Raw genomic sequence first — 24,949 nt, 5'->3', positions numbered from 1 at the left:
TGCTAGCTTAAGCGCTAGAACCGCCTTGGACGAATAACTTCTTCTATCGCGCTCAAGCGCCTTGGCGTTTTCACACAGCCAAGACCCGAAGCGGAACTCGGGCGCGAGAAGTAGGCAGACTCCCGACTTCCGCGATCTCAGATTTTCTGCTCCGTTCGCCCGATTGGCTGTAACCAAATTCGGTGAATGGCCGAACTACCCGATAGGGCAGGCATGACGACCACGGAAAAAGAGCTGAAGGCACTTATGCTTGCCAGCCAGGAAGGCGATGCGGCGTCGCACCGCACCCTGCTTGAGCGTTTGAGTAAACACTTGCGAGCCTACTACAAGCGCAGGCTCGCCAGTATCGGGAGAGGTGCATCCGAAGCAGAGGATCTCGTGCAGGAAGCTGTGTTGGCGATCCATATCCAGCGACATACTTACGATCCGTCAGAGCCGTTGACGCCCTGGGTGCATGCGATCGCGCGCTACAAACTGATCGATTTCCTACGACGGACGCGAGCGTCGCTCGCTGACGTGCCGATCGATGAAGCTGATGAGCTCGTGGCACACGACGATCATGTCAGCGCCGAGAACAGCTTTGACGTCAAGCAGTTGCTGACCCGCTTGCCGAAGAAAATGCAATGCGCGATCGAAGCTGTAAAGATTAACGGGCTGAGCATAGCTGAAGCGGCGCAGAGGTGCGCGATCTCGGAAGCGGCGGTGAAAGTCAACATTCATCGTGGACTGAAGGCGTTAGCGGCCTTAATCGCACAAAGGGCGGAGCCATGAAAACGGACGAACTCGTCGCCGCACTCAGCATGAACGTCGAGCCGGTCAATCACAGGCGGGTCAACCGCATCGTCGGCATCGCGCTGGCGATTGGAACGGTCATAGCCCTTGGTCTCACCCTGTTGGGACTTGGTATCCGTGCCGATCTGACGACGCCCCGCGCCGCAATGTTTCTGTTCCTGAAAATCGCGTTCGCGCTTGCCATCGTGGGCGTCGCATCGGCTTACCTGTCGCGGCTGGTACGTCCGGGAGGAGAGCGAAGAGTTTCCCTTGGTCTGGCAGCTATGCCCTTTGTCGCGATCATCCTGCTTGCTGCCATCAGCCTAGGGCAGGCCCCCAGCTCGCACTGGGACAGGATGATGATGGGCGATAAATGGCTTGAATGCCTCATCTCCATTCCGATCATCGCCATTGTTCCCTTTGCCGCGATCATCTTGGCAGCGCGAAGGGCGGCGCCAACCAATCTGGTTCGCGCCGGGGCGTTCAGCGGTCTTGCGGCGGGTGGCGTGAGCGCGATTGCGTATGCACTGCACTGCACCGATGACTCACTACCCTTTGTTGCGCTCTGGTATGGCGGCACGATTGTGCTGTGCACACTGGCAGGCGCCGCGTTGGGGCCGCGGCTGCTGCGCTGGTAACGAAACAGATCACTCATCACGTCGGCGTGAGATCGTAACCCTCCAAGGACTGGCTCCGAACTCCTCCTTAGAAGCGCGCTGAATGCGCTTTGGCAAAATGATGGAGCCGGGACCATGTTGAAGAAAAGCCTTCTGACAATCGCCCTTTTGGCGGCGCTGTCGGCGACCGCCCAAGCAGGCGCAACGATCTCCGACAAGCGCTATTGGCCGAATGAAGCGAGGGCTAGTGCGCAATACACAACTTCCTCACAGCGCAATGCGAGTTCCGCGTTCGCATATGACCGCGGTGCATCCGTCTCGGGCCCTGCCACGATCGCGATCGAGGATCGTTCGCCCTGGCGGTATCACGGCGGCCCGAAATCGCACTAGTGGTATCGAAGCAGGGGACTGCGCCCGGCGATGAACGTTTGCGCGGTCCCTTGTTCTATTTCGACTTGAACTGACGGAGCATGCTTCTGGTTATCAGCCAGCACATCGCAACCGCAACGAACCTGCTGGATACACTGCGCGGCAGATTGGGCGATTACCTGGATCGATATCGCCTGGTGCTGTATCCGACGCTTGGAACGGTCGTCGCTTTCAGCGTCGCGCTCAACTGGCACTGGCTGACGACGGCCGAGGTGGTGCGTGTGGTGACCGCGCTGCCAGCTGATGATGTACAAGTGTTTGAGGTGCGGTATCGGCCACTCGGATCGCAACACGGAGTCTCACGGCGACCCGCGCCCGACGACGACCTTGGACGGATCACGGACGCAGCGTGGGCCGGGATCATCTGCATTTCCGATAGAACGAGGTCGCTCATGATGGACGGAATGATGCCTGGAATGATGTGGGCTATGGGGCTGATCTGGCTGTTGGTCGTTGTCGTGCTAATCCTGTCGGCGGCCGCGCTCATCAAATACCTGCGGTCCGGGCCGAGGAGGGAATGACCATGAACAGATTCGGTTTCGTCGTGCTGGCTTTAGTCGCATTTCAGACCTCGGCTTTCGCCCAGCAAGGCGACGCGTCCCGCGGCCAGCAGGCGTTTCGAATTTGCGCCGCTTGCCATTCGCTCGAACCCGACCGCAACATGACCGGTCCAAGTCTCGCCAGACTGTGGGGGCGTAAGGCTGGCGGGCTGGCAAGCTTCGAGCGCTATTCCGACGCGCTCAATTCTTCTGGGATCATCTGGGATGACCGCTCGCTCGATGCTTGGCTTACTGATCCTGACCGCATGGTCCCGGACAATGAGATGCCATTCGAGGGCATCAAGGACGAGCGCGCCCGGGCGGATTTGCTCGCCTTCCTGAAGGAGGCGACGAAGCTCGGTACTGCGCCGCCACGCACCGCTCAGGGTCCGATGGGCGGGATGGGAGGCATGATGGGTGGAATGATGGGCGGGGGCCAAGCGCCTAATCTGAAGACCCTTGATCCCACGCAGCGCGTCACCGTCATTACCCACTGCCGAGACACTTACCGGGTGACTACGGCCGACGGCAAGACGCGCCACTTCTGGGAACGCAATCTGCGTCTGAAAACGGATTCCGGTGAAGACGGCCCGCAGAGTGGTGCGCCAGCGATCTTGCAGGCCGGGATGACGGGCGACCGGGCGGACGTGATTTTCGCCGCACCTGAGGAAATCAGCAAGATGATCGAACCACGGTGCTGATTTCCCGAATGTCTGCCTTTGGGGCCCTTAGCCGACTCGCTGGTGGCGAGCTGATGATGTCCGCTCCCGAACCATGAAGAGATGGCAATGATGCGGACCGTCGAGGTCTCGAAGCGCTGAGCTGCCGGTGAATTGGCGGAACTGGCACCCGGAGAGGGTCGAATCCCGGCCCCGCCGGGCTTCCCCTGGCGGCTCGCATGGCCTATTACGCTGCAACGCAAAATTCCCTCCAAAAGACCCCATGATCCGCCTCGACAACGTCAGCAAGCAAGCCGGCCACCAGATCCTGTTCATTGAAGCCTCCGCCGCTCTCAACAAGGGCGAGAAGATCGGCCTTGTCGGGCCGAACGGCGCGGGCAAGACCACGCTGTTCCGAATGATCGCCGGCCAGGAACTGCCCGATGAGGGCCAGGTCTCGATCGATCGCGGCATCACCATCGGTTATTTCAACCAGGATGTCGGCGAGATGTCCGGCCGCAGTGCCGTTGCCGAGGTGATGGACGGCGCGGGTCCCGTCAGCGAAGTCGCGGCTGAGCTGCGCGAGCTCGAGGCTGCGATGGCTGATCCCGACAAGGCCGACGAGATGGACGAGATCATCGCCCGCTATGGCGAGGTGCAGCACCGTTTCGAGGAGCTCGACGGCTACGCGCTCGACGGCCGCGCGCGCGAGGCGCTGGTGGGCCTCGGCTTCAGCCAGGAGATGATGGACGGCGACGTCGGCAAGCTCTCCGGCGGCTGGAAGATGCGCGTGGCGCTGGCCCGCATCCTCTTGATGCGCCCCGACGTCATGCTGCTCGACGAACCGAGCAACCATCTCGATCTCGAAAGCCTGATCTGGCTGGAAAAGTTCCTGCACGATTACGAAGGCACATTGCTGATGACCTCGCATGACCGCGAGTTCATTAACCGCGTGATCTCCAAGGTGATCGAGATCGATTCCGGTTCGCTCACGACCTACACCGGCGATTACGAGTTCTACGAACAGCAGCGTGCGCAGAACGAGAAGCAGCAGCAGGCGCAGTTCGAGCGCCAGCAGGCCATGCTCGCCAAGGAGATCAAGTTCATCGAGCGCTTCAAGGCGCGCGCCTCGCATGCGGCGCAGGTGCAGAGCCGTGTGAAGAAGCTCGACAAGATCGAGCGGGTCGAGCCACCGCGCCGCCGCCAGAGCGTCGCGTTCGATTTCCCGCCGGCGCCGCGCTCGGGCGAGGACGTCGTCGCGCTCAAGAACGTCCACAAGGGCTACGGCAGCCAACGCATCTATGACGGCCTCGATTTCATGATCCGCCGGCGCGAGCGCTGGTGCGTGATGGGCGTCAACGGCGCCGGCAAGTCGACGCTGCTCAAGCTCGTCGCCGGTGCGAGTGATCCGGACCAGGGTACGGTGGCGGTCGGGGGCAGCGTCAAGATGGGCTACTTCGCCCAGCACGCGATGGACCTGCTCGACGGTGAACGTACCGTGTTCCAGTCGCTGGAAGATGCGTTTCCGACCGCAGGGCAGGGCTCCTTGCGCGCGCTGGCCGGCTGCTTCGGCTTCTCCGGCGACGACGTCGAGAAGCGTTGCCGCGTGCTCTCCGGCGGTGAGAAGGCGCGGCTCGTGATGGCCAAGATGCTGTTCGACCCGCCGAACTTCCTGGTGCTGGACGAGCCGACCAACCATCTCGATCTCGCCACCAAGGAAATGCTGATCACGGCGCTGTCGGATTTCGAGGGCACCATGCTGTTCGTCTCGCACGACCGGCATTTTCTGGCGACGCTGTCTAACCGCGTGCTGGAGCTGACGCCCGACGGCATCCACCAGTTTGGCGGCGGCTACACCGAATATGTCGCGCGCACGGGGCAGGAAGCGCCGGGGCTACGAAGCTAGTCTTTGCTCTTGCCCGCGATTGCGGCGATTGCTTCGATTTCGTTGGTCCAGACCCCGCCGGGATAGCCTTGCGGCAGCCGGGCGAACAACTCCGGTGTATCGATGCCGGTGGAGAACTCGCCTCCGTTGTAGGGGCCGAGCACGAACACCGCGCTGTTGGCATCGTCCATGCGAGCGAGGAAGCGGTTGGGCCAACCCCATAGCCAGGGCGCGACATTGATTGGCACCAGCACAATCGCGTCACGGCAGGCGGCCGGCACCAGACCGGTCCACCCATAGCCGATATAACGGATCAGGCAGCTCCGGATTGCCGCGCGAGAGATCGTGCGGACGTCCGGGGTGAGGCGACGGACCACCTCAATTGGCTCGTCACCGCCATAGACCATGATCATCCGTCGTTGACCGGACGGCAGCGCGTTCAGCACGGCGGCGAGCTTCTCGCCCTCCTTCGCGTCGCGGCTCTTCACGTTGATGAGGAGGCGCCGGTCGGGGAAGACGCCAAGGACCTCGGAGAGCGCCGGCATCATCCCGACGCCTTTGCCGCGAAACGGGAATGTCTTGCCGCCGTCGGCTGTGTAGCCGTAGCCGATGTCGAGCATTTTCAGTTTGGCCATGCTCTGTTCGCGCGTGATGCCTTGACCGTCGGTGCGGCAGTCGAGCGTCCAGTCGTGGAATACGGCGAATTCGCCGTCCGTGGTCGGGTGCACATCAAGCTCGACCACATCGGCACCGGCGTCGAAGCTCGCGCGCATCGAGCGAACCGTGTTCTCCAGATAGTCGTGCGCCGGCGGCAACATTCGCGCGGCGGTGCAGGTGTCGTTCTTCACATCGCGCTCATCGAAGCGTTGCGCGAGGCCGCGATGTGCGAGCAACACCGGCTTGCCGTCGCGATGCAGCGCCAGAAGACTGGTGTTGTTGATGTAGACGCCCGCCGCGACGGCAATCATGACTGCCGCCGTGAATGTCAGTTTCCGGCCCACTCATCATCCCCCATTTTCACGATCACCCTCGGTGGTGTTTGAGGTTGATTTGCGGCAATGGTCACGCATAGGCGCTGCGCGGCTTGAACGGCCCCATGCTGCCCGCTACGCTCCCTCAAAAAAGGGAGCGAAACGGCGATGAAGCAGCTCAGGATCGGCGACATCACCATCGATGCGGTGATCGAGCGGGAAGGACCGTGGCGGCGGCCGCAGGACTTTTTCCCGGCCTATGATGAAGGCGTGTTCAAGCGCCATCTGCCGACGATGGAGCCTGAGGTGTTCGACGCCGCGCGCGGCATGATGGTCATCACCTACCAGACGTTTGTGGTGCGCACGCCGCGTTACACCATCCTGGTCGATACCTGCACCGGCGAGGACAAGGGCCATCCGCCGCCGTTCGACTTTCCTGGCAAGGAGCGCTGGCGCAAGGAGCTATTTGCGCTCGGCATCGGGTTCGACCAGATCGACTACGTCTTCTGCACGCATCTGCACATCGACCATACCGGCTGGAACACGACGTTACGCGATGGCCGCTGGGTGCCGACGTTTCCGAACGCGAAGTACGTATTCCACAAGGGCGAGTACGCCGCGTGGGAGGCGGAGCACGCCAAGGGCAACAATCCGCCCGGCACCGTCTTCCGCGACAACTGCCTGCCCATCGTCGAGGCCGGGCAAGCGCTCCTGGTCGACGATGATTACGCGCTCGACGACACGGTCACGCTGACGCCGACGCCCGGGCATTCCCCCTGCCACTGCTGCGTGAACATCTTTTCAAAAGGCCAGCGCGCGGTGGTCGCTGGCGATCTCATGCATCACCAGATCCAGTGCCGCGAGCCGGACTGGTCGGCCAAGCCGGATTGGGATCCGAAGCAGTCGGCGGTCTCGCGGCGCAAGTTCTTCGCCTCTGTTGCGGATACTGACACGCTGATCCTGCCGATCCACTTTCCGGCACCGACCGCCGGACTGATCAAGCCGCTCGGCGATGCCTTCGACTACCGTTTCAAGCGGGACTAGAGTTGCCTCCTCACCGTCATGCCCGGGCTTGTCCCGGGCATCCACGTTCTTGTTTTCCGTACGGCGAAGACCGTGGATGGCCGGGACAGGCCCGGCCATGACGAAATTGTAGAGCGTATGTGAAATAGCGCTACCGCGACCGCGCTTCGGGCGGTCTAATAAGTGTAGAACATACGTTGGATCTCCTTGGTATCGGTCGTCTTGGTCAGCGCCAGCATCAGCAAAATACGCGCCTTTTGAGGGTTAAGCGTATCTGAGACGACGAAGTCGTGTTCGTCGTCCTTGGCCTCGCCATTACGCGCGACGATGCCGTTGCCGACACGGCTGCTCCGAACGATCACGACGCCCTTCTTGTGGGCCTCGTCGAGAGCCGGCTCAACCGCGGGTCGGGCCAGGCTGCCGTCGCCCACTCCAGCATGCACGATCCCCTTGGCCCCGGCGGTGACAAAAGCGTCGATCGCGACCCGGTTCATGTTGGCGTAGCCGTAGACAATATCGACTTGCGGCAGGACATCGAGACCCGAAACGTCAAATTCGGAGTCAACCGTGTGCCGGCGCGTCGATTGACGATAGAAGTACGGTTTGTTTCCCTGCATATAGCCGAGAAAGCCGAGTTCCGGTGTGCGGAAGGTATCTGCTGTCGAGGTGTTGGTCTTGGTTACCTCGCGAGCCGCGTTGATCTGATCGTTGAGAGCAACGAGCACGCCCTTGCCGACCGCCTCGTCACTGCCAGCGAGGATCACGGCATTGTAGAGGTTGATCGGCCCATCCGCGCTGATCGCAGTCGACGGGCGCATCGCGCCGACGATGACGACAGGTTTCTTGCTCTTGACGACAAGGTTCAAAAAATAGCCGGTTTCCTCGATCGTATCAGTACCGTGCGTGATCACAATTCCATCCACGTCGTCCTGCGCGAGGAGAGCGTTGACGCGCTTTGCAAGCTTGAGCCAGTAGTCATTGTTCATGTTCTCGCTGGCGATCTGGAAAACCTGCTCGCCCTTGACGTTAGCCACCGTTTTCAGTTCGGGGACGGCGTTCAAGAGGTTCTCTATGCCCACCGTGGCTGCGGTGTAGCCGACCACGGTGGTGCTGCTCGATCCGGTGCCGGCGATCGTGCCGCCAGTTGCCAGAACCATGACATTGGGCAACCCGGGGCTCTTCGCGTCCGCGACTCCAAAACTGATGAGCAGCACGAAGAGCACGCTCATTGTCGACATTACGTGATCACGCACTCGAAGCTGCCACATCTCGACCTCCGGTTCCTAGAAAGCCTCGTCGATGCGCCCCAGTTCGCTCAGCACTGCATGATCTGTCAGTCGAGGCCTCCTGTCTAGGTGGCGACGCTTTCGGATGGTCCGGTTTGGGCGCTCGGAGCTAGGCCGACAACTCCAAGCTAAAGAGGCCCGCCGCGGCGCACAATCTGGCGATCAAGTCGCACCATATTTGTGGGCGCGACGGAATCGTTCGCCAATTTCGGCGAGCGACGACGCAGGACGAAGGAAACCCCGCAAAGCGTCTCCTTTCTCCACACGACACGGCAGATGAAAAATCCGGAATGGCCGTCGAACGACAGGACAAACTCCTTGGCAAATATGTAGTACGGCGTGGAAATGCAGGCGCCCAAGGCGTTGATATCGCGCACCAGGCATGGATGAGTCCCACGAATTTCACCAAACGACAGCCGCGCCGCCCGGTTGATCGGTATGCGCTTCATTGCACGACGTTCGATCATGGCGAGAAGCTCCAAATGAAGAGGTAACTTCCAATCGAGCGATCGCAACGAGCGCGATCACACTTTACGAAATCAGTTTCCCGGTCCCGCCGACGTCCGGAAAACGGCAATGGCTACACGTTGATCTGCGCGGCTTACGCTAACAAGCAGCGTTGTTGTCTATTTAAAATTGGATCGGAATTGGTGGTTAATTCGGACAGCTTGACGCCGACCTTGCAAGCCGACGTCCGTGTTTTCGAACCTGTCAGTGATGTGTCCGAACAGGTGTCGGCCATGTCGCCTGGCTAAACACTTGTCCCGGCCATCCATGTTCTATGCCACACGGACACACATGGGCGGATGCCCGGGACATAGGCGAGCGAAGCGACGCCGTCCTAAAGACGGCTATGCCCGGGCATGACGAAGTTGGATAGCGTCCGTGAAGCAATGGCGAACCAGCAGCGATCAGGCGCTGACTTCGCACTTCTTCATAAAGCTGTTCTTGGCTGCGCCCGCGAGCGGCTTGCCGTCGGAGCCGACAGCCTTGGGCGCGCAGGCGTCCGCCTTGCACTTCTTCAGGAATGAGGTCTTCGCTGCGCCTGCGAGCGGCTTGCCGTCCTTGCCGACCGCCTTGCTCTCGCAGGTGTCCTCCGCGAGGGCCGAGCCCGCTGCAAAGGTGGCAACGATCGCAGCGAGGAAAATCCGTTTCATCATGGGTGTCTCCCTAAACCAAAGATGGCGCACGGATTGGAGCCGCGAATCGTGGCGCAATCAAGCAGGATCGACGACGGCTCTGGCCGTCATCGCGGATTTTTTTCCGTCCAGCCCCTCTAAGCCCCTCTACGCCCCTTGCGCCAGCAACGCTCTGAAGTCGGCCCGTGCGCGCTGCGCCTCGGCTCGCGCGACCTCGGAGGCGTCGCCGAGGCCGAAATAGCCATGGATCAGGCCCGCGCCCTCGTGGTGCTTGACCCGGACGCCGGCGGCCTCCAGCGCCCGCGCATAGGCCGCCCCCTCGTCGCGCAGTGGATCGAACCAGGCGGTGGTCACGATCGCCGGCGCGACGCCGGCAAGCGAGGTGGCGCGGAGCGGGGAGACGCGCCAGTCGGCGGCGTGGTTGGGCTCGGCGAGATAATGGCCGGAAAACCATTCCATCACGGCGCGGGAGAGGAAGTAGCCTTCAGCATTCTCGGATCGTGACGGAAAGCGCGCGTTCTCACGCGCATCGGCGTAGCTGCCGACGACATCGGTCACGGGATAGACCAGCAATTGGGCCGCGAGCTTGATGCCCGCATCGCGGCAGGCAATCGCGGTGGTGGCTGCGAGATTGCCGCCGGCGCTGTCGCCGGCAACGCCGAGGCGTTTTGCATCGCCGCCAAATTCCGCGACGCGGTTGAACACGTCGCTTGCTGCGGCAAAGGCGTCCTCGAAGGCGCCGGGAAAGCTCGTTTCAGGCGGGCGTCGATAGTCGACGGAGATGACGACGGCGCCGGTCTCGATCGCGAGGTTGCGCGCCTGGCGGTCATGCGTCTCGAGATCGCCCGCGACCCAGCCGCCGCCGTGGAAGAACACCACGGTCGGTGCGGGCGTGGTGCCGATGCGGTAGACCCGCGCGTCGAGCGGGCCGGCACCGCCTGTCACCTTGATATCCTGCACCGCATCGACGGGCGGCGGCGGCACGGCCGCGCGCGCGGCAGCCAGTGCGCGCAAGGAATCGCGGGCGCTCTGTGGCGTCATCGTGGTGGGATCGCGCAGCGGCAGCAGCGGAATGATCTGGGCGATGACGGGATCGAGCGGCGCAGGCATTGTTAGGTCCTCACGGAGTGTGGCAGGTCCACACGGGGTTCTTGGTCTTGCTTGAGCGTTAGCATAGATTTCGCGCGCCGCGTCGGCAATTGGCGGTCTGTCGCAACGCCGGCGGGATGAACGGGCAGGGAGGTCTTGAGGTGGAATTCGAAACGCTGGTCCAGTCGCGCCGCAGCGTGCGCGGTTTCAGGAACGAGCCGGTGCCGCGCGCGGTGATCGAGGCGATTATCGAAAGCGCGAAGCGTGCGCCGTCGTCAATGAACACCCAGCCCTGGCATGTCCACGTGCTCACAGGCAGCCCACTGGAAGAGGTGCGCCGCCGCAACATGGAAGAGATGGTTGGCGGCGCCAAGGTCAAGCGCGACATCGTCAGCCATGGCGAATATCAGGGCGTGCATCGCACGCGGCAGGTCGACATTGCCAAGAAGCTGTTCGGTGCGATGGGAATCGCGCGCGACGACAAGCCGATGCGCCAGGACTGGGTGCTGCGCGGCTTCCGCCAATTCGACGCGCCGGTCTCGCTGGTGCTGACCTATGACCGCGTGCTCGATCCCGGCGCGGTCTGCCATTTCGATCTCGGCGCGCTCTGCTACGGCATCGTACTCGCGGCCTGGGACCGCGGTCTCGGTTCGGTGATCAACGGGCAGGGCATCATGCGCTCCGACATCGTGCGCGAGGTTGCCAGGATTCCGGAGGACGAGGTGATCATGACCTGTGTCGCGATGGGATATCCCGACGACAACTTTGCCGCGAATGCAGTTCGCTCGGATCGCGAGGGCAACGGGGAGTTCGTACGCTATGTCGGCTTTGCCGATTAGCACGATCGGCCGAATGACGCGGCGAGGAGGAGATTATTCTCTCGCTGAAATTTTTGGTGCGGGGTCCTTGCGGCCTCTTGCAATCTCGATCGTGCGGGAGGAACAATATGCGGACTAAAAGGTTTGTTGCTGGCGCGAGGGAATTGACATGCGGCGGCTGGCTAGCCTGGTTCGACGGTTCTTCGGTCCGCGAGTGCGGCGCCCGATTGATGATGATCCGAGTCTTCCCTTCACACCCGATGAGTTCGGCAAGCTGATCCGCAGCGGCAGACACGAGGACATGAAGCGGCTTGCGGAAGGACTAGCCTGCCGCTCCATCCCGCATCGCGCCAAATATCGCACCACGCACTAGGCCCGTGTTCGCGACGTCGTTCCTGGCGCGGTTTGTGGCGCTCACCGCGTTAACGCGACCTGCTTGAACGAGGTTACGAGCGCCTTCTCCAGCTTGCCGTTCATCCCGCAAAGAATATTGTAGGCTTCCGCGCGCGGCATTGTCGGCTTGTAGTGACGATGCTCGATCAGTGCGGCAAAGATGTCCGAGATCGTGAGAATTCGCACGACGTCACCGATGCTCTCGGCGCAGAGCGCATCCGGATAGCCGCTCCCGTCGAGATATTCGTGATGATGACGCACGGTATCGAGGATCTCCGGCGAGATCTTGTCGTGGCCCTTCAGAAAGTCGTAGCCCGCCGCCGGATGCGTCTCGATCATGGCGCGCTCCTCGGCATCGAGGCGGCCGGGCTTGTCGAGGATGGCGAGCGGGATCTGTGCCTTGCCGATGTCGTGGAACATGGCAGCCGTATACAGGCGCTCCAGGTCCGCCCGCCCGACCCCGAGGCTGAGGCCGAAGTCGATGGCGACGCCGGTCACGAGCAGGCAATGCTGATAGGTTCCTTCGTGATGGCGACGCACCGTCGTGAGCCACTCCGACAGGCCGTGCTGGGTAATGCGGTCGGCGATCTGGCGACCGGCTTCCTTGGTGCCGTCAATGTCGAGGGGCTGGCCGAGGGTGACTGAAGAGAACATCGATGCGATCGCGGTTGCTGCGGTCTCGACGGCGTTGTCCGGCTGCGGCGTGTCGGTGGACGATACCGACGCCGGGTCGGCCGGATCGGCCAGCGCCGCCAGCAGCCTGATCCGGTTGATGGTCGCGGGGAGGACGAGCGTCGCACCAAGCGCATAGGCCTGCGAAATGCCGACGTGAGAAGTGTGCTCGAGCAGGAAGATGCGCTTTTTTGCCCTCGCCAGGCTGCCGGCCCGCTTCTTGATGGCCGCAATGTTGTCGACGTCGCGCAGCTCCGCACGGATGACGATGGCGGACGGCATCTGCGACAGCTTGGCGTCGGCGTCGAGCCGCTCGCCCGCAACGGTGAACTTACCATCGAGGATCGAGCAGACGCCCGCCAGCTTGTCGGACGTGTCGGCCAGCACATGCACGAATGGCCGTACCGCTTCCGTCTCTCGGATGCCGCCGCCGCTTTTGACGGGGCCGGGTATGGTTCGCACGTTCTGCACGGTCTGGAGTGGACTTTGCTGTACTGGAGTTCAATGCGTGGGATGAGTCTACTTGCCCCGAGCGGATTTCGGCGCAGCCGCCTGTCCGCTCGTTGCCTTCTTCTTGCCGTCGGCGTTGATGAAATGGACGCCGGCCATGGTGCCGTCGATCCACACCAGTTCGCAGCGCCGGTAGGCAAGCCCCGTCGACGACAGCAGCATGAAGAACTCCTTGGCTTGCAACACGTCGAGCGAGCCCTCGACCTCGAGCTTGGCGCCGGTCTGCGACACGTCGAGCAGGACGCAACTGCGCCGCCACGTGCCGTCCGAGCCCATCAGGTTGACCGGCTGTCTGTGGTCCATCCGGACGCGAAGTGTTTTGCGACTGTCAAATCTCATCGGCTAACCCCCATTCTTGCGCCGCGATGTCCCGGATCGATTGTGCCGGCGCCTGCAGCTATCTCCCCCCAGCGCACCGTCCATTGGCTGGTCGACAAAAGAAGCGTCTCGAAGATGTGTTGGGCGCGCTCGCGCTCGGCAAAGGAGAGCCGCGCGCCGCTACGATTGCTCAGGATCGCGAGCGTGGTCGACCAGTTCAGCCGCGAAGCGCGGCACGCCATGACCAGGCCCTCGCAATCGCCATCGACCATGACGTGCTCGACGATCTCGATCGGAGCTCCTGAGAGCACGGACAGCGCCGTGAACAGGTTGGCGGTCTCGCCGCGGATCGCGAAGCGGTTCACAGTGGAGTCGTTGAGCTTGCCGACGCGGCTGAGGGCGACGATTTCCGGCCTTGCGCTCGCATAGGCGGCCGAGGAGGGCAGCTTGGGCGCAATCGGTGCAGGCGGGGCGGAGGATGCGTTGGGCTTGCCGGGCGTGGCGGAGAGCAACTTCCGCACGACCGGGTCGGGTGTGCCGGGCCGGAGTGCCAATGCCTTCTTGATCTCGCCGTCCTGGTCGGCCCTGGCGACCAGCGCGGCGTAGGCCGCGTCGGAGAATTTGGTTCCCGGGTTCTTGATCAGCGCCAGGCAGATCGGGCCGCCGCGCTTGATGAGGGCCTCGGTCACGGACGGCTCGATGACGCTGCGACCGGAGATCGCGAGTTGATGCCGCTCGCCACGGGATGCCGCGACTGTCTCGAGATCAGATGTGGCGAGTGCCTGCGATTTGAGCAGGAGAGGGCATGCGACGTCGGGGTCGTCGTGGGAAGCGAGGCGCCGCAATGTCTCCGGCGGAGCCACCTTGAGCTCGGCAAGCGCCGTGCTGAGCTGAACCAGTGCGCTGGCCTCGACCCGTTCCGTCAATCGTAGCAGAACGCCATCGACCACGTTGGCCAGCAATTCCTGAGGCCGGTCGCGGCTGCCAGTGAGCAGGAGCACCATGCCGGAAAGGATGCGCGCGCAACGCTCCGGCGGGCACGCTGCGACCGCTTCTTCCAACTCAACAAGAATATCAGCAGGCGAATTTGCCATCATGGCAGGAGCCTGAATTTAAATAAACTTTGACTATTCGAACCGGGCTATTGCACTTCAAAGGTGTTAATTTTGAATTCCATATCTCGATCGCCTGGGTATTTCCGCACCGTTGAGGGGGCTGGAAACGCTATCGAAATTTGGCGAGGCTTGAACCGCCCGCTTGTCCTTTGAATTGGACCCTCGCCAACTGAACCTGACCGGCTAGGATGATTCCTTTCGGTGTACTGGGGGAACCGAAAGGGGGGGATTCGGATCGGCACCATCGCCGGGCGCGTCGTTTCCTGACGCGGTTTTTTCATTTGTCATGAACAGCAATGATGATGCGCCAGCGTTGGCGCCAAAGATGTTTCGATTTTCTGACGTCGACGAGTTTCGCAGTTCGATACGCGGCCTGAACATCGAGTTTACGCCGCTCGTGCGAAAGATTGCGGCCGAGCAGATGATTTTGCGTCTGCCCGGCAGCGACGTGTCCGTGACGCGGACGTTCCCGCGCGTGGTGGACGCGCAGCTCGCCGCCGATTGCACGGCGGTGGGCTTTGCGATGGACGACCTCGAAATCCCCATCCGCTTCAATGGCACGCAGCGCGACCGCTCGGTCATCGTCATCGGCAGCAGCGGCGCGGCCTACAACACCATCGAGGAGGTGCCGCGGCAGATCGCCGTGGTCGTGTTCCGGCCGGAGGTGAAGGATCGCGGCTGGCCCGAGACGAACTCCAGCTTCAAGATTTTCGAGACGAGCCCGTCGGCGCTGCTTCGGCTGCGGAACGTGGTGTGGGAGATGGTGGCGGCTGCATCCGAGCCCATCGATCCTGCCGAAGTGCCGTTGAAGGGGCTGCAATGAGGGAGTCCCTGTTCGGCGCGGTCGATGCGGCGTTCGCCAATCTGGTTCCCGCGCGATGGACCGTGCGGCCGAACGATGCGCGGCAATTCAAGATCTTCCAGGATATCCGCGCGCTACTGACCGACGATCTCTCGCAACCGATCTACAGTGAGGAGATCGCCAGCAAGCTCGGCCTGTCCGTGCGCACCATGCACGACGTCGTCCGCCGCTATTGCGGCATGAGCCTGCACCGCTATCTGCGCCTGCGCCGGTTGTGGCTGGTGCGCCGGCGGCTGCTCGCCGGCGCCGACAGCGTCAAGGCCGTCGCGCTGGCGTTCGGCTTCTGGCATCTCAGCGACTTCTCCAGGAGCTATCGCGACCAGTTCGGTGAGACACCGTCAGAAACGCTGAGGCGCGGAAGGAAGGCATAGCGGGTCAAATCGTTGGGGCCGGCTCCTCATCCCGTGCTAACCTGCCGGCCATGAGCAACCGCATCCTCGTCCTCTACGGTTCCTATCGTTCCGACCGCATGGGCATCCGCCTTGCGAATTTCGTCGTCAATCGCCTGCGCGGTCGCGGCGAGGAGGTTGAGTTCATCGACGCCAAGGCGATCGGCTTGCCGATGCTGGACCGCATGTACAAGGAATATCCCAAGGGCTCGGCTCCCGAGGTGCTCGAAAGGCTGGCCGGACAGATCTGCGGCGCTGATGGCTTCGTCTTCGTTACGGGCGAGTACAATTGGGGCATTCAGCCGGGCCTGAAGAATCTCACCGACCATTTCCTGGAGGAGTGGTTCTGGCGTCCGGCCGCGATCGCGAGCTACTCCGCAGGCCGGTTCTCCGGCGCGCGCGCCGCGACAGCCTGGCACGGCACGCTGTCGGAGATGGGCATGGTCGTGGTGTCGAGCACCATTGGCGTCGGCCCGATCGCGCAGACGCTGTCGTCGGAGGGCGAGCCGGTCGGCGAGGGCGGCAAGGCGCTCGAGCGCTCCTTCCCGCGCTTTGCCGATGACCTCTCGTGGTGGATCGAGGCCGCCAAGGCGCAGCGTGCGCGGAAAGCGCCGCCTTACTAATTAGGCGGCCCTGATTTCGCCGAGGAAGCGGTCGAACTGTCCGGCGAGATCGCGCGACTGCGTCGAGAGCTGCTCGGCTGCGCCCAGCACCTCCTTGGCGGCCGCACCGGTATCGTCGGCGGCGCGCTTGACGCCTGATATGTTGGTGTTGACCTCCTGGGTGCCGCGGGCGGCCTCCTGGACACTACGGGCGATCTCCTTGGTCGCCGAGCCCTGCTGCTCGATCGCGGAGGCAATCGCGGTCCCGATCTGGTCGATCTCGGCGATGACGTCGGCGACGTTGCGGATCGCGGCCACGGTTTCGTCGCTCGCGGTCTGGATCGCCGTGATCTGCTCGGAGATTTCAGTGGTGGCCTTGGCGGTTTGGCCGGCCAGCGACTTCACCTCGGACGCGACGACTGCGAAGCCGCGGCCGGCGTCGCCGGCGCGGGCGGCCTCGATGGTCGCGTTCAGCGCCAGCAAATTGGTCTGCTCGGCGATGCTCTGGATCAGCGTGACGACGTCTCCGATCTTCTGCGCGCCCTCCGCGAGCGCACGCGCCGTGTCGCCGGTGCGGCGGGCATTGTCGACGGCGCGGGACGCGATCTCGGTGCTTTGTGCGACCTGACGGCCGATCTCCGCGATCGAGGAGGTCAGCTCTTCCGTGGCGCTGGCGACCGTCTGTACGTTGGTCGAGGTCTGCTGTGAGGCGGCGGCAACGACCGCGGCCTGGCTGTTGGTCTGGGACGCCGTCGAAGTCATCGACTGCGCGGTGCTTTCCATCGTGGAGGAGGCCCGGGAGAGGCCGCCGACGAGTTCGGTGACCTTGGCTTCGAACGCGCGGGTGAGGCCGTCGAGCGCCTGGGCGCGGCGCATCTTGCCGTCGTTCTCGGCCTGCTTCTCGGCGGCGAGCCGGTCAGCCCGGATCATGTTGTCCTTGAAGACCTGAACCGCCGCGGCCATCGCCCCGATCTCGTCGGAGCGCTCGGCGCCGGGGATGCTGTCCGCAACGTCGCCGTCGGCAAGCCGCGCCATCCGGGTTGTCAGGCTGACGATCGGGGCGCAAACCCGGCGGCGTACCATCACGATGAGGCCGACGCTGGCGATCAGCACGGCGACGAGGCCCGCGAGTGCGATCGTGAAGCTGGTGCGCGCGGCGGAGGCGGCGCCAGCGAGGATCTGCTCCGCGTTGTCGTAGAGTGCGTCGCGGACGCCGATGATCGACCCGAGGCCACGCTGCGAAGCCGCGTAGTAGGTCTCGACGTCGTGGTCGTACTTGCCGCTGACGGAGCCGTCCTTGACGAGCTTGAGCTCGCGGCCGAATTCCTCGACGAAGCGCGAGTTCATCGTCTCGAGTGCGGCGCCGACGTTGGCCGGCGTCGCGGGATTGCCGCGCAGTTCCAGCAGCGACATCACGATCTGGTCGTTGCGGCCCTGCATGCGGGCAACGTCGGCCTTCTCGGCATCGGTCGCCACCTTCTTGCCGCCGACGAGGTTCTTGTGCACGCTCGCATTGAGGCCGCCGATGTCGCGCAGCGTCATGGCGATGTTGGCGTAGTTGGCCTGGCGGTAGGCATCGCCGTTCAGGATTGCCATGCGGCGGACCTGCTCGTTGAGCAGTGCGGTGACGCCGGCGTTGAGCACGGCATTGTCGGCGACGACCTTCTTGGCGGCGTCCTTGCGCGCGTCTGCCGGCCCGGCGATCGCCTTGTCGATGGCCTCGCGTAGCGCGGTGAATTTCGAATTGATGCCGTCGATGTTGCCGGCGATGCTGTTGCCGTCGTCGAGCGAGCCGGGCAGTTCCTTGCGCAGCGCGTTCATCTTGTCACGGGCGCCGTCAGTCTGCTTGCGCAGCTTTTCGTGCTCGGTCAGCTGTGCCGGGTCGACGCTCGCGGGTCCATAGAGGATGTTGGTGGCAAAGCCGCGCTCCGGGTTGAGATAGCGCGGGATGTCACTGGCGGCGCGGACGATCGCGAGCCGGCCTTGCGCTTCGGCGATCCTGTCCATCGTCAGGTATTTCGTCACGGCGACGTAGACGGCGAGGCCGCCGCCCACGGTCGAGAGCGAGACGATGGCGGTGGTCAGGAGCGTACCGATTTTCATGATCTGTCCGGCAATTGCACAGGAGAAAATTAGTCTGCACGGACGATAGGTAGGCGATATTAATCCCGGGTTTACACTGCCGGCCGGCATGCCACGCGGGCATGTGTCCGTTCGTCTTGAGCCATTTCCGTTCCGATGGAATCGGAACGGGGCTTTGGATTTTTGTTTTGACGCGCTTCCTACGCGAACTCGCTCTAGGCGTAGGTCGCGCTCACGTTTCCCAACGGACCGAAATCGGCAACGTAGGTCTCGCCCGCTTTCGGCCGCAGCATGCCCGTGAGTGTACCGGTGCTGACGGTCTGGCCGGCTCTGAGGCCGATGCCGGTCCGCGACAGCTCGTTGGCGAGCCAGGTGAGCGGCACCAGCGGATGATCGATCGCCTCCGCAGCGCTTCCGCGGCGTCTCAAGGCGCCGTTGCAATTGAGGACGACGTCCTGATTGGCGATGTCGCGGCTGCGCCAGTCGGCGATGGCCTCTCCAAGCACGATCGATCCCGATCCAGCGCCATCGGCCAGAATCGCCGGCATCGGCGGAAAGGCCGCGTCGTGAACGAAGCGGCACTCGGCAAGTTCGATTCCCGGATGCAGCGAAGCGACGGCGTCGCCGACCTCTTGCACCGTATAGGGCTCGGCGCGCGGCGGCAGGTCGGCACCGAGACGCGCCTGGTACTCGACCTCCGGAATCGGGCTGCATTGCCTGAGACATAGATGCCGGCAAGCTGAAATATGACACATGTCATAGTGAGCGCGAGCAAGAGGCGCCGCGTCAGCAGCATCAGGGAGGGTTAGCCATGACGTCCGGAGGTCAGATCCGCACAGAGGTGCACGACCACGTCCTCAAGATCATCATCGACAATGCCGCGAAAAAGAACGCGTTCACGCCGGCGATGATGGAGCAATTGTCCGATGCGCTAACCGAGCTGCATGACAACGAGACCTACCGCGTCGGCGTGATCTGCGCCGAGGGCAAGGATTTTACCGCCGGTCTCGACATGCCGAAATTCTTCGGCCCAACCGCAGAGAAGCGTAACATCAAGGAGGGGAATGTCGATCCGTTCGGGCTTGCCAAGCGCTGCCGCAAACCGATCGTCACCGCCGTGCAGGGTATCGTGTTCACGATCGGCATCGAGCTGATGCTCGCTGGCGATATTGTGGTCGCGGCTGCAGACGCGCGGTTCTGCCAGATGGAGGCCAAGCGAGGCATCGCACCGCTCGGCGGCGCGCATTTCCGCTTCCTGTCGCGCGCGGGATGGGGCGATGCGATGTACCACCTGTTGCTGTGCGACGAGTTTTCGGCTGAGCGGGCCCACGCTATCGGCCTCGTTCAGGAGGTCGTGCCGCCGGGAGAGCAGATCGAGCGGTCTATGGCGCTTGCCGCCATGATCGCGCGCAACGCGCCGCTCGGCATCCAGGTCACCAAGGAAGCGGCAGCCAAATATATCGAGGGCGGCGAGGCGGCGGCGATCGCCTACATCCCGGAGATCCGCGACCGCGTGCTCGGCAGCGCGGACGCGAAGGAGGGCATTCAGTCCTTCATCGAGCGTCGCGCTGCCGTCTTCCAGGGCCGCTGATCCCGAGCGCTACGCCGATCGATCGAGCTTGAGGAGGATCTCCAGCGTCGCGCCGTCGCGCTCGCCTGCGAAATATCGGGCGATCGCCTGATCGAAGACCGGCTCGTCGGACACGGCGCCGAACAGCGTCATCGACGAGCGGAATTTGGCGTCATCCGGTGCGCCGAGGATCGCGTTGATGGTCCGTCCCTCGACGGCGAGCACGAGCCTCGTGCATTCGAGCAGGCGCGGACCGAGGACGGCGTGCGCGAGGTAGGCCTTGGCCTCTTCGCGCGAGGCGATGGCGTAGCGCTGGGACATGGCGCTGAAGCCGAGGCCTGCGACCTGCGGGAAGACGAACCACATCCAGTGGCTCTGCTTCCGGCCCCGGGCCAACTCCCCCTGGACGTCGCGATAGACGGGATCCTGGGCCCGGACGAAGCGCTCTAGATCGAAAGGAGCGGTCATTGGATACCTTTCCGTGCCTTGATGGTCGCGATTATGCCTAACTTTTGGATCCCAATGTGGTAGCTGGTACAGAGTCTCCGGGTTGGGGTGGGTACTCCCGGGGTCGATTTGGGGATCTAATGGTTTCCGACGCCGCACGAGCCGAGAGGCTGTTGTCGCGCCGCCGTATTGGGCGGGCCGAGACAATACTGCTGTCTTTGGCGGCGCTCGCGCTGGCGCTCGGCGCTGCCGCCTGGGTCGCGGACCTGGGCGACTCGAACTTGGACGAATCGACTTTGGGCGATTCGGCCCCGCTGGTCTCCGCCGCGCTGCCGCCGGCCAACACCCCTTCGTTTGACGACCGTTTCGCCTCGGCATCTGGTGACCAGCCCGCCCGCGACTCCGGTTTGCGGGCGCTTGAGCGCTCGGCCCTGAATGCGGTCCAGCTCAAGCTGCGCGACGCCAAGGCAATGCTGGCCCAGAGACTTCAGGGTAATGATTGGCGCTTTACCCTGACCGATGACGACCGGCACGTAGCCGACGAGCCGAAGCCGTCGCAGCGCGCCGACGCCGTTCCGATGCCGCGCTCGCGGCCGATCCAGGCGGACCTCTCCGCTCAGATCGCCTCGAGCCAGGCCTATGCCGACACCACTCCAAGGGTCGACAACCGCAACTTCTTCGAAAAATTCAAAGATAAGATCAAGCTGGCCTCGCTGACGCCAGACAGCGGCCTGTTCAGCAAGAAGGCGCCGGACCTTGCTGCCCTCGGCTACGACTCGCGGACGGCGGTCTATGACATCAAGGCCCAGGCACTCTACCTGCCGAGCGGTGTCGCGCTGGAAGCCCATTCGGGCATGGGCGCGCTGATGGACGATCCGGAGCACGTCGACCAGCGTATGGTCGGTGCGACCCCACCTGCGACCTACGATCTGAAGCCGCGTGAAAAGCTGTTCCACGGTATCCGCGCGCTGCGCCTGACGCCCACTGACGGCACCAGCGCACTCGGCCGTGTAGGTCTGCTGACCCACAGCTACATGCTCGGGCCGCGCGGCGATTCCAACGGTTGTGTCTCGATCAAGGACTACGACCGCTTCCTCAAGGCCTACGACAACGGCGAGTTCAACCGCCTCGTCGTGGTGCCGAGCCTGGGCGGATCGGCGACTGCCACGCAGCGCGCGAGCACCGACTCCTGATATTATATTTGCCGGGACGGTGGGGGGCTGCCGTTTCCCCTTCGTTAAGCCGTCCTCGTCCAGAAGCAGCTCATGAGCGATCCATCAAGTTCCGAGACCCCGCTGCGCACGACGTTCAAGATCCGTCTGAACGGCGATACGCTGGCGATTGCGTCCGTCGGCCAAGCCTACCAATTCCTCACCAATTACAATTCCGTCGAATGGATGGAATTTCGCACCCTGCATGAGGCCGCGGTCGCGGCCCTGGAAGGCGCCGCCGACAATGCGATGCTGGCTGTGCAGGCGACCAACGCGGTGCGGGCGCTGTTCGTGAGCGCGAAGCTGCTCTAACGGCAGCTTCATAGCCCGGATTTGCTGCACTCCAGCCGGGCTCCATGCCTTCTCCCAGCTTGAACTCCGCCGTAGGAACGGGCAAACGGTCCGCGAAGGCCGTGGCCCCTGAGCCAATATGTTTGAAACTTACTTGCAGGGAGAGACCCCACCATGAAACGCCGTACATTCCTCAAGGGCGGCGCGGTCGCCGGCGCGACGACGCTGGTTGCTGCACCTGCGATTGCGCAGTCGATGCCCGAGATCAAATGGCGCCTGACCTCGAGCTTCCCGAAGTCGCTCGACACGATCTACGGCACCGCGCAGGTCTTTGCGAAATACGTCGCTGAAGCCACCGACAACAAGTTCCAGATCCAGACCTTCGCGGCCGGTGAGCTCGTTCCCGGCCTCCAGGCGCTCGATGCGGTCAGCGTCGCCACCGTCGAGATGGCGCAGACGCCGCTGTATTTCTACATCGGCAAGGAACCGGCGCTGGCCTACGCGACCGGCGCGCCGTTCGGCATGAACCACCGCCATCAGGAGTCCTGGTGGTATTTCGGTGGCGGCGCCGAGCTCACCAACGAGGCGCTGAAGCCGTTCAAGACGCACGCCATTCTCTGCGGCAACTCCGGCACCCAGATGGGCGGCTGGTTCCGCAAGGAGATCAAGACCGTCGACGATCTCAAGGGTCTCAAATTCCGCATCGCCGGCATGGGCGGCCATGTGCTGGCGCGGCTCGGCGTGGTGCCCCAGCAGCTCGCGGGCGGCGACATCTATGCGGCGCTGGAGAAGGGCTCGCTCGACGCGGTCGAATTCGTCGGTCCCTATGACGATGAGAAACTCGGCTTCCAGAAGGTGGCCAAGTACTACTACTTCCCCGGCTGGTGGGAGGGCGGCGCCATGCTGCACATGATCGTCAACGACGAGAAATGGGCTTCATTGCCGAAGCAGTACCAGGCGGTCGTCAACCAGGCCGCTTCGGCCGCAGGTGCCTGGATGCTCGAGAAATACGACAGCGTGAATCCGGCGGCGCTGAAGCGCCTGATCGCGAACGGCGCGGAGTTGAAGGCGTTCCCGCAGCCTGTGATGGAAGCCAGCTACAACGCGGCCCAGGAGCATCTGAACGAGCTCGCTAGCAAGAGCGACCTGTTCAAGCGGACCAAGGAAAGCCACGACGCGTATATGAAGGAGCTGCTGTTCTACACGCAGATCGCTGAAAACTTCTACGACAACTACCTGCTCAGCAAGATGCGCAAGGGCTGATTGCAACGAGGGTAACGCGGCGTTTCAAGCGTGATCCGAAGGTACACGGTCATTCCGGGGCGCGCCTCTTGGCGCGAGCCCGGAATCCATTTCTCCGCGTGTACTGCCGCCTGATGGATTCCGGATTCGCGACTTCGTCGCGCCCCGGAATGACGGCGGAGGGGCCGGCCTTACGCCGCGCCCAGCCCGAGCTTCGCGTAGATGCGGCGCGCATAGGCGCCGAACGCGTCCGTCGTCTTCAGCGGGAGGTCGCGCGGGAAGGGCAGCTCGATCGGGAAATAGTCGGCCATCTTCGCCGGTCCCGCCGTCAGCACGGCGCAATGCGAGGACAGGAACACGGCTTCCTGGATCGAGTGCGTGACGAAGATGATGGTCTTGCCGCTCTCGCGCCAGATTCGCAGCATCTCCAAATTCATTTGCTCACGCGTCAGCGCATCCAGCGCGCCGAACGGTTCGTCCATCAAAATCAGCTTCGGATCGTGCACGAAGGCGCGTGCGATCGCGGTGCGCTGCTGCATGCCGCCTGAAAGCTGCTGCGGATATTTCTGCTCGTAGCCGGCAAGCCCGACCAGGTTGAGAAGATCGCGCGCCCGCTCGCGCGCGGCCTTCATCGGCAGGCCGACGATCTCGGCCGGCAGCAGGACGTTGTCCAGAATGGTTCGCCACTTCAGCAGCAGCGCCTGCTGGAACACCATGCCGATGTCGCGGGTCGGATCGAACGGGCTGCTGGCGTTGCCGATCTTCACGGTGCCGCCGTCGGCGCCGTGAAGGCCGGCCAGGATCTTCATCACCGTGGTCTTGCCGCAACCGGACGGGCCCACCAGTGAAACGAGCTCACCTTCCTGCACATCCATGGTGACGTCGGATACTGCCAAAAACTCGGCGCCACCGCTGCGATAGACTTTCCGGACGCCTTGCAGGCTGATGAAGGGCTCGGAACTCATGCGAGCCATTTGTTCAAGTTGGCGGCCACGAAGGCGTCGTCACCGAGGTCGGCATGCTCGCGGCAGACGCGGTCGATCTCCTCCTTTTGACCGGGGCTGAGGCCCTCGTTCGGGTCCAGGCACCACAAGCCCTTCAGCAGGCCCTGACGCAGCAGCACCTCGTGGCAGCCGGCGATGCAGCCGTGGAAATTGTTGGCGACGTCGAAGAAGGCGCTGTTGCAATCGGTGACGCGGGCATCGAGCGCGAGCAGATCGGCCGGCACGGTGTCCTTGTGCCGCGCCGCCTTGCAGCGCTCGAACTGCTTGATCGCGCTCGCCGTCCAGACCGACCAGTGGCCGAGCAGGCCGCCCTTGAAATAGGTCCGCGTGGTGACGCCATTGTCGCGCAGGTCGAACGGCAGCGTGAGGTCAAGCAGGATGTGATCGTCGTTGCCGGTGTAGAGCGCGACGCGGTCGAGCGCACCGGCGGCCGCAACGCCGCGCAGCACGTCGAGCGTGCGGTAGCGGTTGAACGGCGCGATCTTGATCGCAATGACATTGTCGATCGAGGCGAAGCGCTGCCAGAACCGGCTCGACAGGGTGACGCCGCCGACGGCCGGCTGGAGATAGAAGCCAACAAGCGGGATCTCGGCCGCAACCGCCGTGCAATGCGCGATGATCTCGTCTTCGGAGGCGCTCTTCATTGCGGCGAGGCTGAGCAGGCCCGCGTGATAGCCGATGTCGCGCGCGGTTCGGGCTTCCGCGGTCGCCTGCTTGGTTGGGCCGGCAAGGCCCGCCACCATTGCCAGCGGACGCTTGGTCCAGCTTGCGGCGGTCTCGGCGGCAAGCTCGAGCACGGGACGGTACAGGCCGACGTCGCGGATCGCGAATTGCGTCGTGTGCACGCCGACCGCAAGTCCACCTGAGCCGGCATCGATGTAGTAGCGCGTCAGCGCGCGCTGATGCGTCTTGTCGAGCTGGCGCTCGGCGGTGAGTGCGAGGGGATGCGCCGGCAGCACGGTGCCGTCGGCGATCAGCTTGCGGATGTCGCTGTTGATCTGGCTGTGGTGCATGA

General features: G+C 63.4%; 26 protein-coding genes and 1 pseudogene. 14 read left to right on the top strand and 13 right to left on the bottom strand.

Features of this window, described 5'->3' with window-relative positions; translation table 11 throughout:
• Positions 1–213: 213 nt before the first annotated feature.
• The 5 genes from AC629_RS03415 (at position 214) to AC629_RS03390 (ending at position 4,921) form a co-directional block, all read left to right on the top strand.
• Positions 214–771, top strand: a complete 558-nt coding sequence (locus AC629_RS03415) for a sigma-70 family RNA polymerase sigma factor (RefSeq protein ID WP_084803380.1) — start codon at positions 214–216, stop codon at positions 769–771.
• Positions 768–1,409, top strand: a complete 642-nt coding sequence (locus AC629_RS03410) for an NrsF family protein (protein WP_084803369.1) — start codon at positions 768–770, stop codon at positions 1,407–1,409. The genes AC629_RS03415 and AC629_RS03410 overlap by 4 nt, the downstream gene beginning before the upstream one ends.
• A gap of 449 nt (positions 1,410–1,858) precedes the next feature.
• Positions 1,859–2,338 carry a hypothetical protein gene (locus tag AC629_RS03400; protein ID WP_084803367.1) on the top strand — a complete coding sequence of 160 codons (480 nt, stop codon included), beginning with the start codon at positions 1,859–1,861 and terminating at the stop codon, positions 2,336–2,338.
• Between the two features lie 2 nt (positions 2,339–2,340).
• A complete protein-coding gene (locus AC629_RS03395; RefSeq protein WP_084803366.1) occupies positions 2,341–3,057 on the top strand; it encodes a c-type cytochrome in 717 nt (238 codons plus the stop codon).
• A 241-nt stretch (positions 3,058–3,298) separates the two neighbouring features.
• Positions 3,299–4,921, top strand: a complete 1,623-nt coding sequence (locus AC629_RS03390) for an ABC-F family ATP-binding cassette domain-containing protein (RefSeq protein ID WP_084803365.1) — start codon at positions 3,299–3,301, stop codon at positions 4,919–4,921.
• Here the strand turns inward: AC629_RS03390 and AC629_RS03385 are convergent.
• Positions 4,918–5,901, bottom strand: a complete 984-nt coding sequence (locus tag AC629_RS03385) for a glycerophosphodiester phosphodiesterase family protein (protein WP_084803364.1) — start codon at positions 5,899–5,901, stop codon at positions 4,918–4,920. The genes AC629_RS03390 and AC629_RS03385 overlap by 4 nt on opposite strands.
• A gap of 138 nt (positions 5,902–6,039) precedes the next feature.
• Here AC629_RS03385 and AC629_RS03380 point away from each other — a divergent pair, with 138 nt between their 5' ends.
• Positions 6,040–6,915: an MBL fold metallo-hydrolase gene (locus tag AC629_RS03380; protein WP_084803363.1), complete on the top strand. Its 876-nt coding sequence runs from the start codon at positions 6,040–6,042 to the stop codon at positions 6,913–6,915.
• A gap of 155 nt (positions 6,916–7,070) precedes the next feature.
• On the opposite strand, the gene AC629_RS03375 is transcribed toward AC629_RS03380, so the two are convergent.
• The 4 genes from AC629_RS03375 to AC629_RS03360 all read right to left on the bottom strand — a co-directional run bounded on the left by AC629_RS03375 (position 7,071) and on the right by AC629_RS03360 (position 10,429).
• The gene (locus tag AC629_RS03375) at positions 7,071–8,123 is read right to left on the bottom strand and encodes a type II asparaginase (protein ID WP_168195386.1); all 1,053 of its coding nucleotides are present in this window, start codon (positions 8,121–8,123) and stop codon (positions 7,071–7,073) included.
• 185 nt (positions 8,124–8,308) lie between these two features.
• Positions 8,309–8,647 (bottom strand): pilus assembly protein PilZ, encoded by a 339-nt coding sequence (locus AC629_RS03370; protein WP_084803379.1) that lies wholly within the window; start codon positions 8,645–8,647, stop codon positions 8,309–8,311.
• Positions 8,648–9,091: 444 nt separating this feature from the next.
• Positions 9,092–9,340, bottom strand: a complete 249-nt coding sequence (locus AC629_RS03365) for a hypothetical protein (RefSeq protein WP_084803361.1) — start codon at positions 9,338–9,340, stop codon at positions 9,092–9,094.
• A gap of 126 nt (positions 9,341–9,466) precedes the next feature.
• A complete protein-coding gene (locus tag AC629_RS03360; RefSeq protein ID WP_084803360.1) occupies positions 9,467–10,429 on the bottom strand; it encodes an alpha/beta hydrolase in 963 nt (320 codons plus the stop codon).
• Between the two features lie 140 nt (positions 10,430–10,569).
• On the opposite strand from AC629_RS03360, the gene AC629_RS03355 reads away from it, so the two are divergent.
• Both AC629_RS03355 and AC629_RS03350 read left to right on the top strand, forming a co-directional pair.
• Positions 10,570–11,247: a nitroreductase gene (locus AC629_RS03355; RefSeq protein WP_084803378.1), complete on the top strand. Its 678-nt coding sequence runs from the start codon at positions 10,570–10,572 to the stop codon at positions 11,245–11,247.
• A gap of 148 nt (positions 11,248–11,395) precedes the next feature.
• Positions 11,396–11,599 carry a hypothetical protein gene (locus tag AC629_RS03350; RefSeq protein WP_084803359.1) on the top strand — a complete coding sequence of 68 codons (204 nt, stop codon included), beginning with the start codon at positions 11,396–11,398 and terminating at the stop codon, positions 11,597–11,599.
• Positions 11,600–11,640: 41 nt separating this feature from the next.
• On the opposite strand, the gene AC629_RS03345 is transcribed toward AC629_RS03350, so the two are convergent.
• Genes AC629_RS03345 through AC629_RS03335 form a run of 3 tightly spaced genes read right to left on the bottom strand, consistent with a single transcriptional unit; the run spans position 11,641 to position 14,216 of the window.
• Entirely contained in the window at positions 11,641–12,762 is a 1,122-nt protein-coding gene (locus AC629_RS03345) for an HD-GYP domain-containing protein (RefSeq protein ID WP_084803358.1), read from the bottom strand.
• A 48-nt stretch (positions 12,763–12,810) separates the two neighbouring features.
• A complete protein-coding gene (locus AC629_RS03340; protein ID WP_084803357.1) occupies positions 12,811–13,140 on the bottom strand; it encodes a PilZ domain-containing protein in 330 nt (109 codons plus the stop codon).
• The gene (locus tag AC629_RS03335; RefSeq protein ID WP_084803356.1) at positions 13,137–14,216 is read right to left on the bottom strand and encodes a DUF2336 domain-containing protein; all 1,080 of its coding nucleotides are present in this window, start codon (positions 14,214–14,216) and stop codon (positions 13,137–13,139) included. Before AC629_RS03335 ends, AC629_RS03340 begins: the two co-directional genes overlap by 4 nt.
• Positions 14,217–14,520: 304 nt before the next feature.
• Here AC629_RS03335 and AC629_RS03330 point away from each other — a divergent pair.
• Positions 14,521–15,467 (top strand): annotated as a pseudogene (locus tag AC629_RS03330) (helix-turn-helix domain-containing protein).
• A 50-nt stretch (positions 15,468–15,517) separates the two neighbouring features.
• Entirely contained in the window at positions 15,518–16,108 is a 591-nt protein-coding gene (locus AC629_RS03325; protein WP_084803355.1) for an NADPH-dependent FMN reductase, read from the top strand.
• Here AC629_RS03325 and AC629_RS03320 read toward each other — a convergent pair whose 3' ends face one another.
• Complete coding sequence (locus AC629_RS03320) at positions 16,109–18,190, bottom strand: methyl-accepting chemotaxis protein (protein ID WP_084803354.1); 2,082 nt, start codon at positions 18,188–18,190, stop codon at positions 16,109–16,111.
• A 194-nt stretch (positions 18,191–18,384) separates the two neighbouring features.
• Positions 18,385–18,924, bottom strand: coding sequence for a 2-keto-4-pentenoate hydratase (locus AC629_RS03315; protein ID WP_245331706.1), 540 nt, complete (start codon positions 18,922–18,924; stop codon positions 18,385–18,387).
• A gap of 56 nt (positions 18,925–18,980) precedes the next feature.
• On the opposite strand from AC629_RS03315, the gene AC629_RS03310 reads away from it, so the two are divergent.
• Positions 18,981–19,760 (top strand): crotonase/enoyl-CoA hydratase family protein, encoded by a 780-nt coding sequence (locus AC629_RS03310; protein ID WP_084803353.1) that lies wholly within the window; start codon positions 18,981–18,983, stop codon positions 19,758–19,760.
• A 9-nt stretch (positions 19,761–19,769) separates the two neighbouring features.
• Here the strand turns inward: AC629_RS03310 and AC629_RS03305 are convergent, their stop codons facing one another.
• The gene (locus AC629_RS03305; protein WP_084803352.1) at positions 19,770–20,207 is read right to left on the bottom strand and encodes a DUF1810 domain-containing protein; all 438 of its coding nucleotides are present in this window, start codon (positions 20,205–20,207) and stop codon (positions 19,770–19,772) included.
• A gap of 188 nt (positions 20,208–20,395) precedes the next feature.
• Between AC629_RS03305 and AC629_RS03300 the strand changes: the two genes are divergently transcribed.
• The 3 genes from AC629_RS03300 (at position 20,396) to AC629_RS03290 (ending at position 22,951) form a co-directional block, all read left to right on the top strand.
• Positions 20,396–21,379: a DUF2778 domain-containing protein gene (locus AC629_RS03300; RefSeq protein WP_084803377.1), complete on the top strand. Its 984-nt coding sequence runs from the start codon at positions 20,396–20,398 to the stop codon at positions 21,377–21,379.
• Between the two features lie 72 nt (positions 21,380–21,451).
• A complete protein-coding gene (locus AC629_RS03295; protein ID WP_084803351.1) occupies positions 21,452–21,709 on the top strand; it encodes a hypothetical protein in 258 nt (85 codons plus the stop codon).
• A 153-nt stretch (positions 21,710–21,862) separates the two neighbouring features.
• Entirely contained in the window at positions 21,863–22,951 is a 1,089-nt protein-coding gene (locus tag AC629_RS03290; RefSeq protein WP_084803350.1) for a TRAP transporter substrate-binding protein, read from the top strand.
• Positions 22,952–23,121: 170 nt separating this feature from the next.
• Here AC629_RS03290 and AC629_RS03285 read toward each other — a convergent pair whose 3' ends face one another.
• Positions 23,122–23,904: an ABC transporter ATP-binding protein gene (locus AC629_RS03285; RefSeq protein ID WP_084803349.1), complete on the bottom strand. Its 783-nt coding sequence runs from the start codon at positions 23,902–23,904 to the stop codon at positions 23,122–23,124.
• Positions 23,892–24,947, bottom strand: a complete 1,056-nt coding sequence (locus tag AC629_RS03280) for a dihydrodipicolinate synthase family protein (RefSeq protein WP_084803348.1) — start codon at positions 24,945–24,947, stop codon at positions 23,892–23,894. The genes AC629_RS03285 and AC629_RS03280 overlap by 13 nt, the downstream gene beginning before the upstream one ends.
• Positions 24,948–24,949 lie beyond the last annotated feature (2 nt).

It is taken from the genome of Bradyrhizobium sp. NAS80.1, from assembly GCF_001908205.1.
Lineage (GTDB): Bacteria > Pseudomonadota > Alphaproteobacteria > Rhizobiales > Xanthobacteraceae > Bradyrhizobium.
Note: the sequence above shows the minus strand (reverse complement) of the source record. Positions and strands in the feature narration are given on the sequence as shown.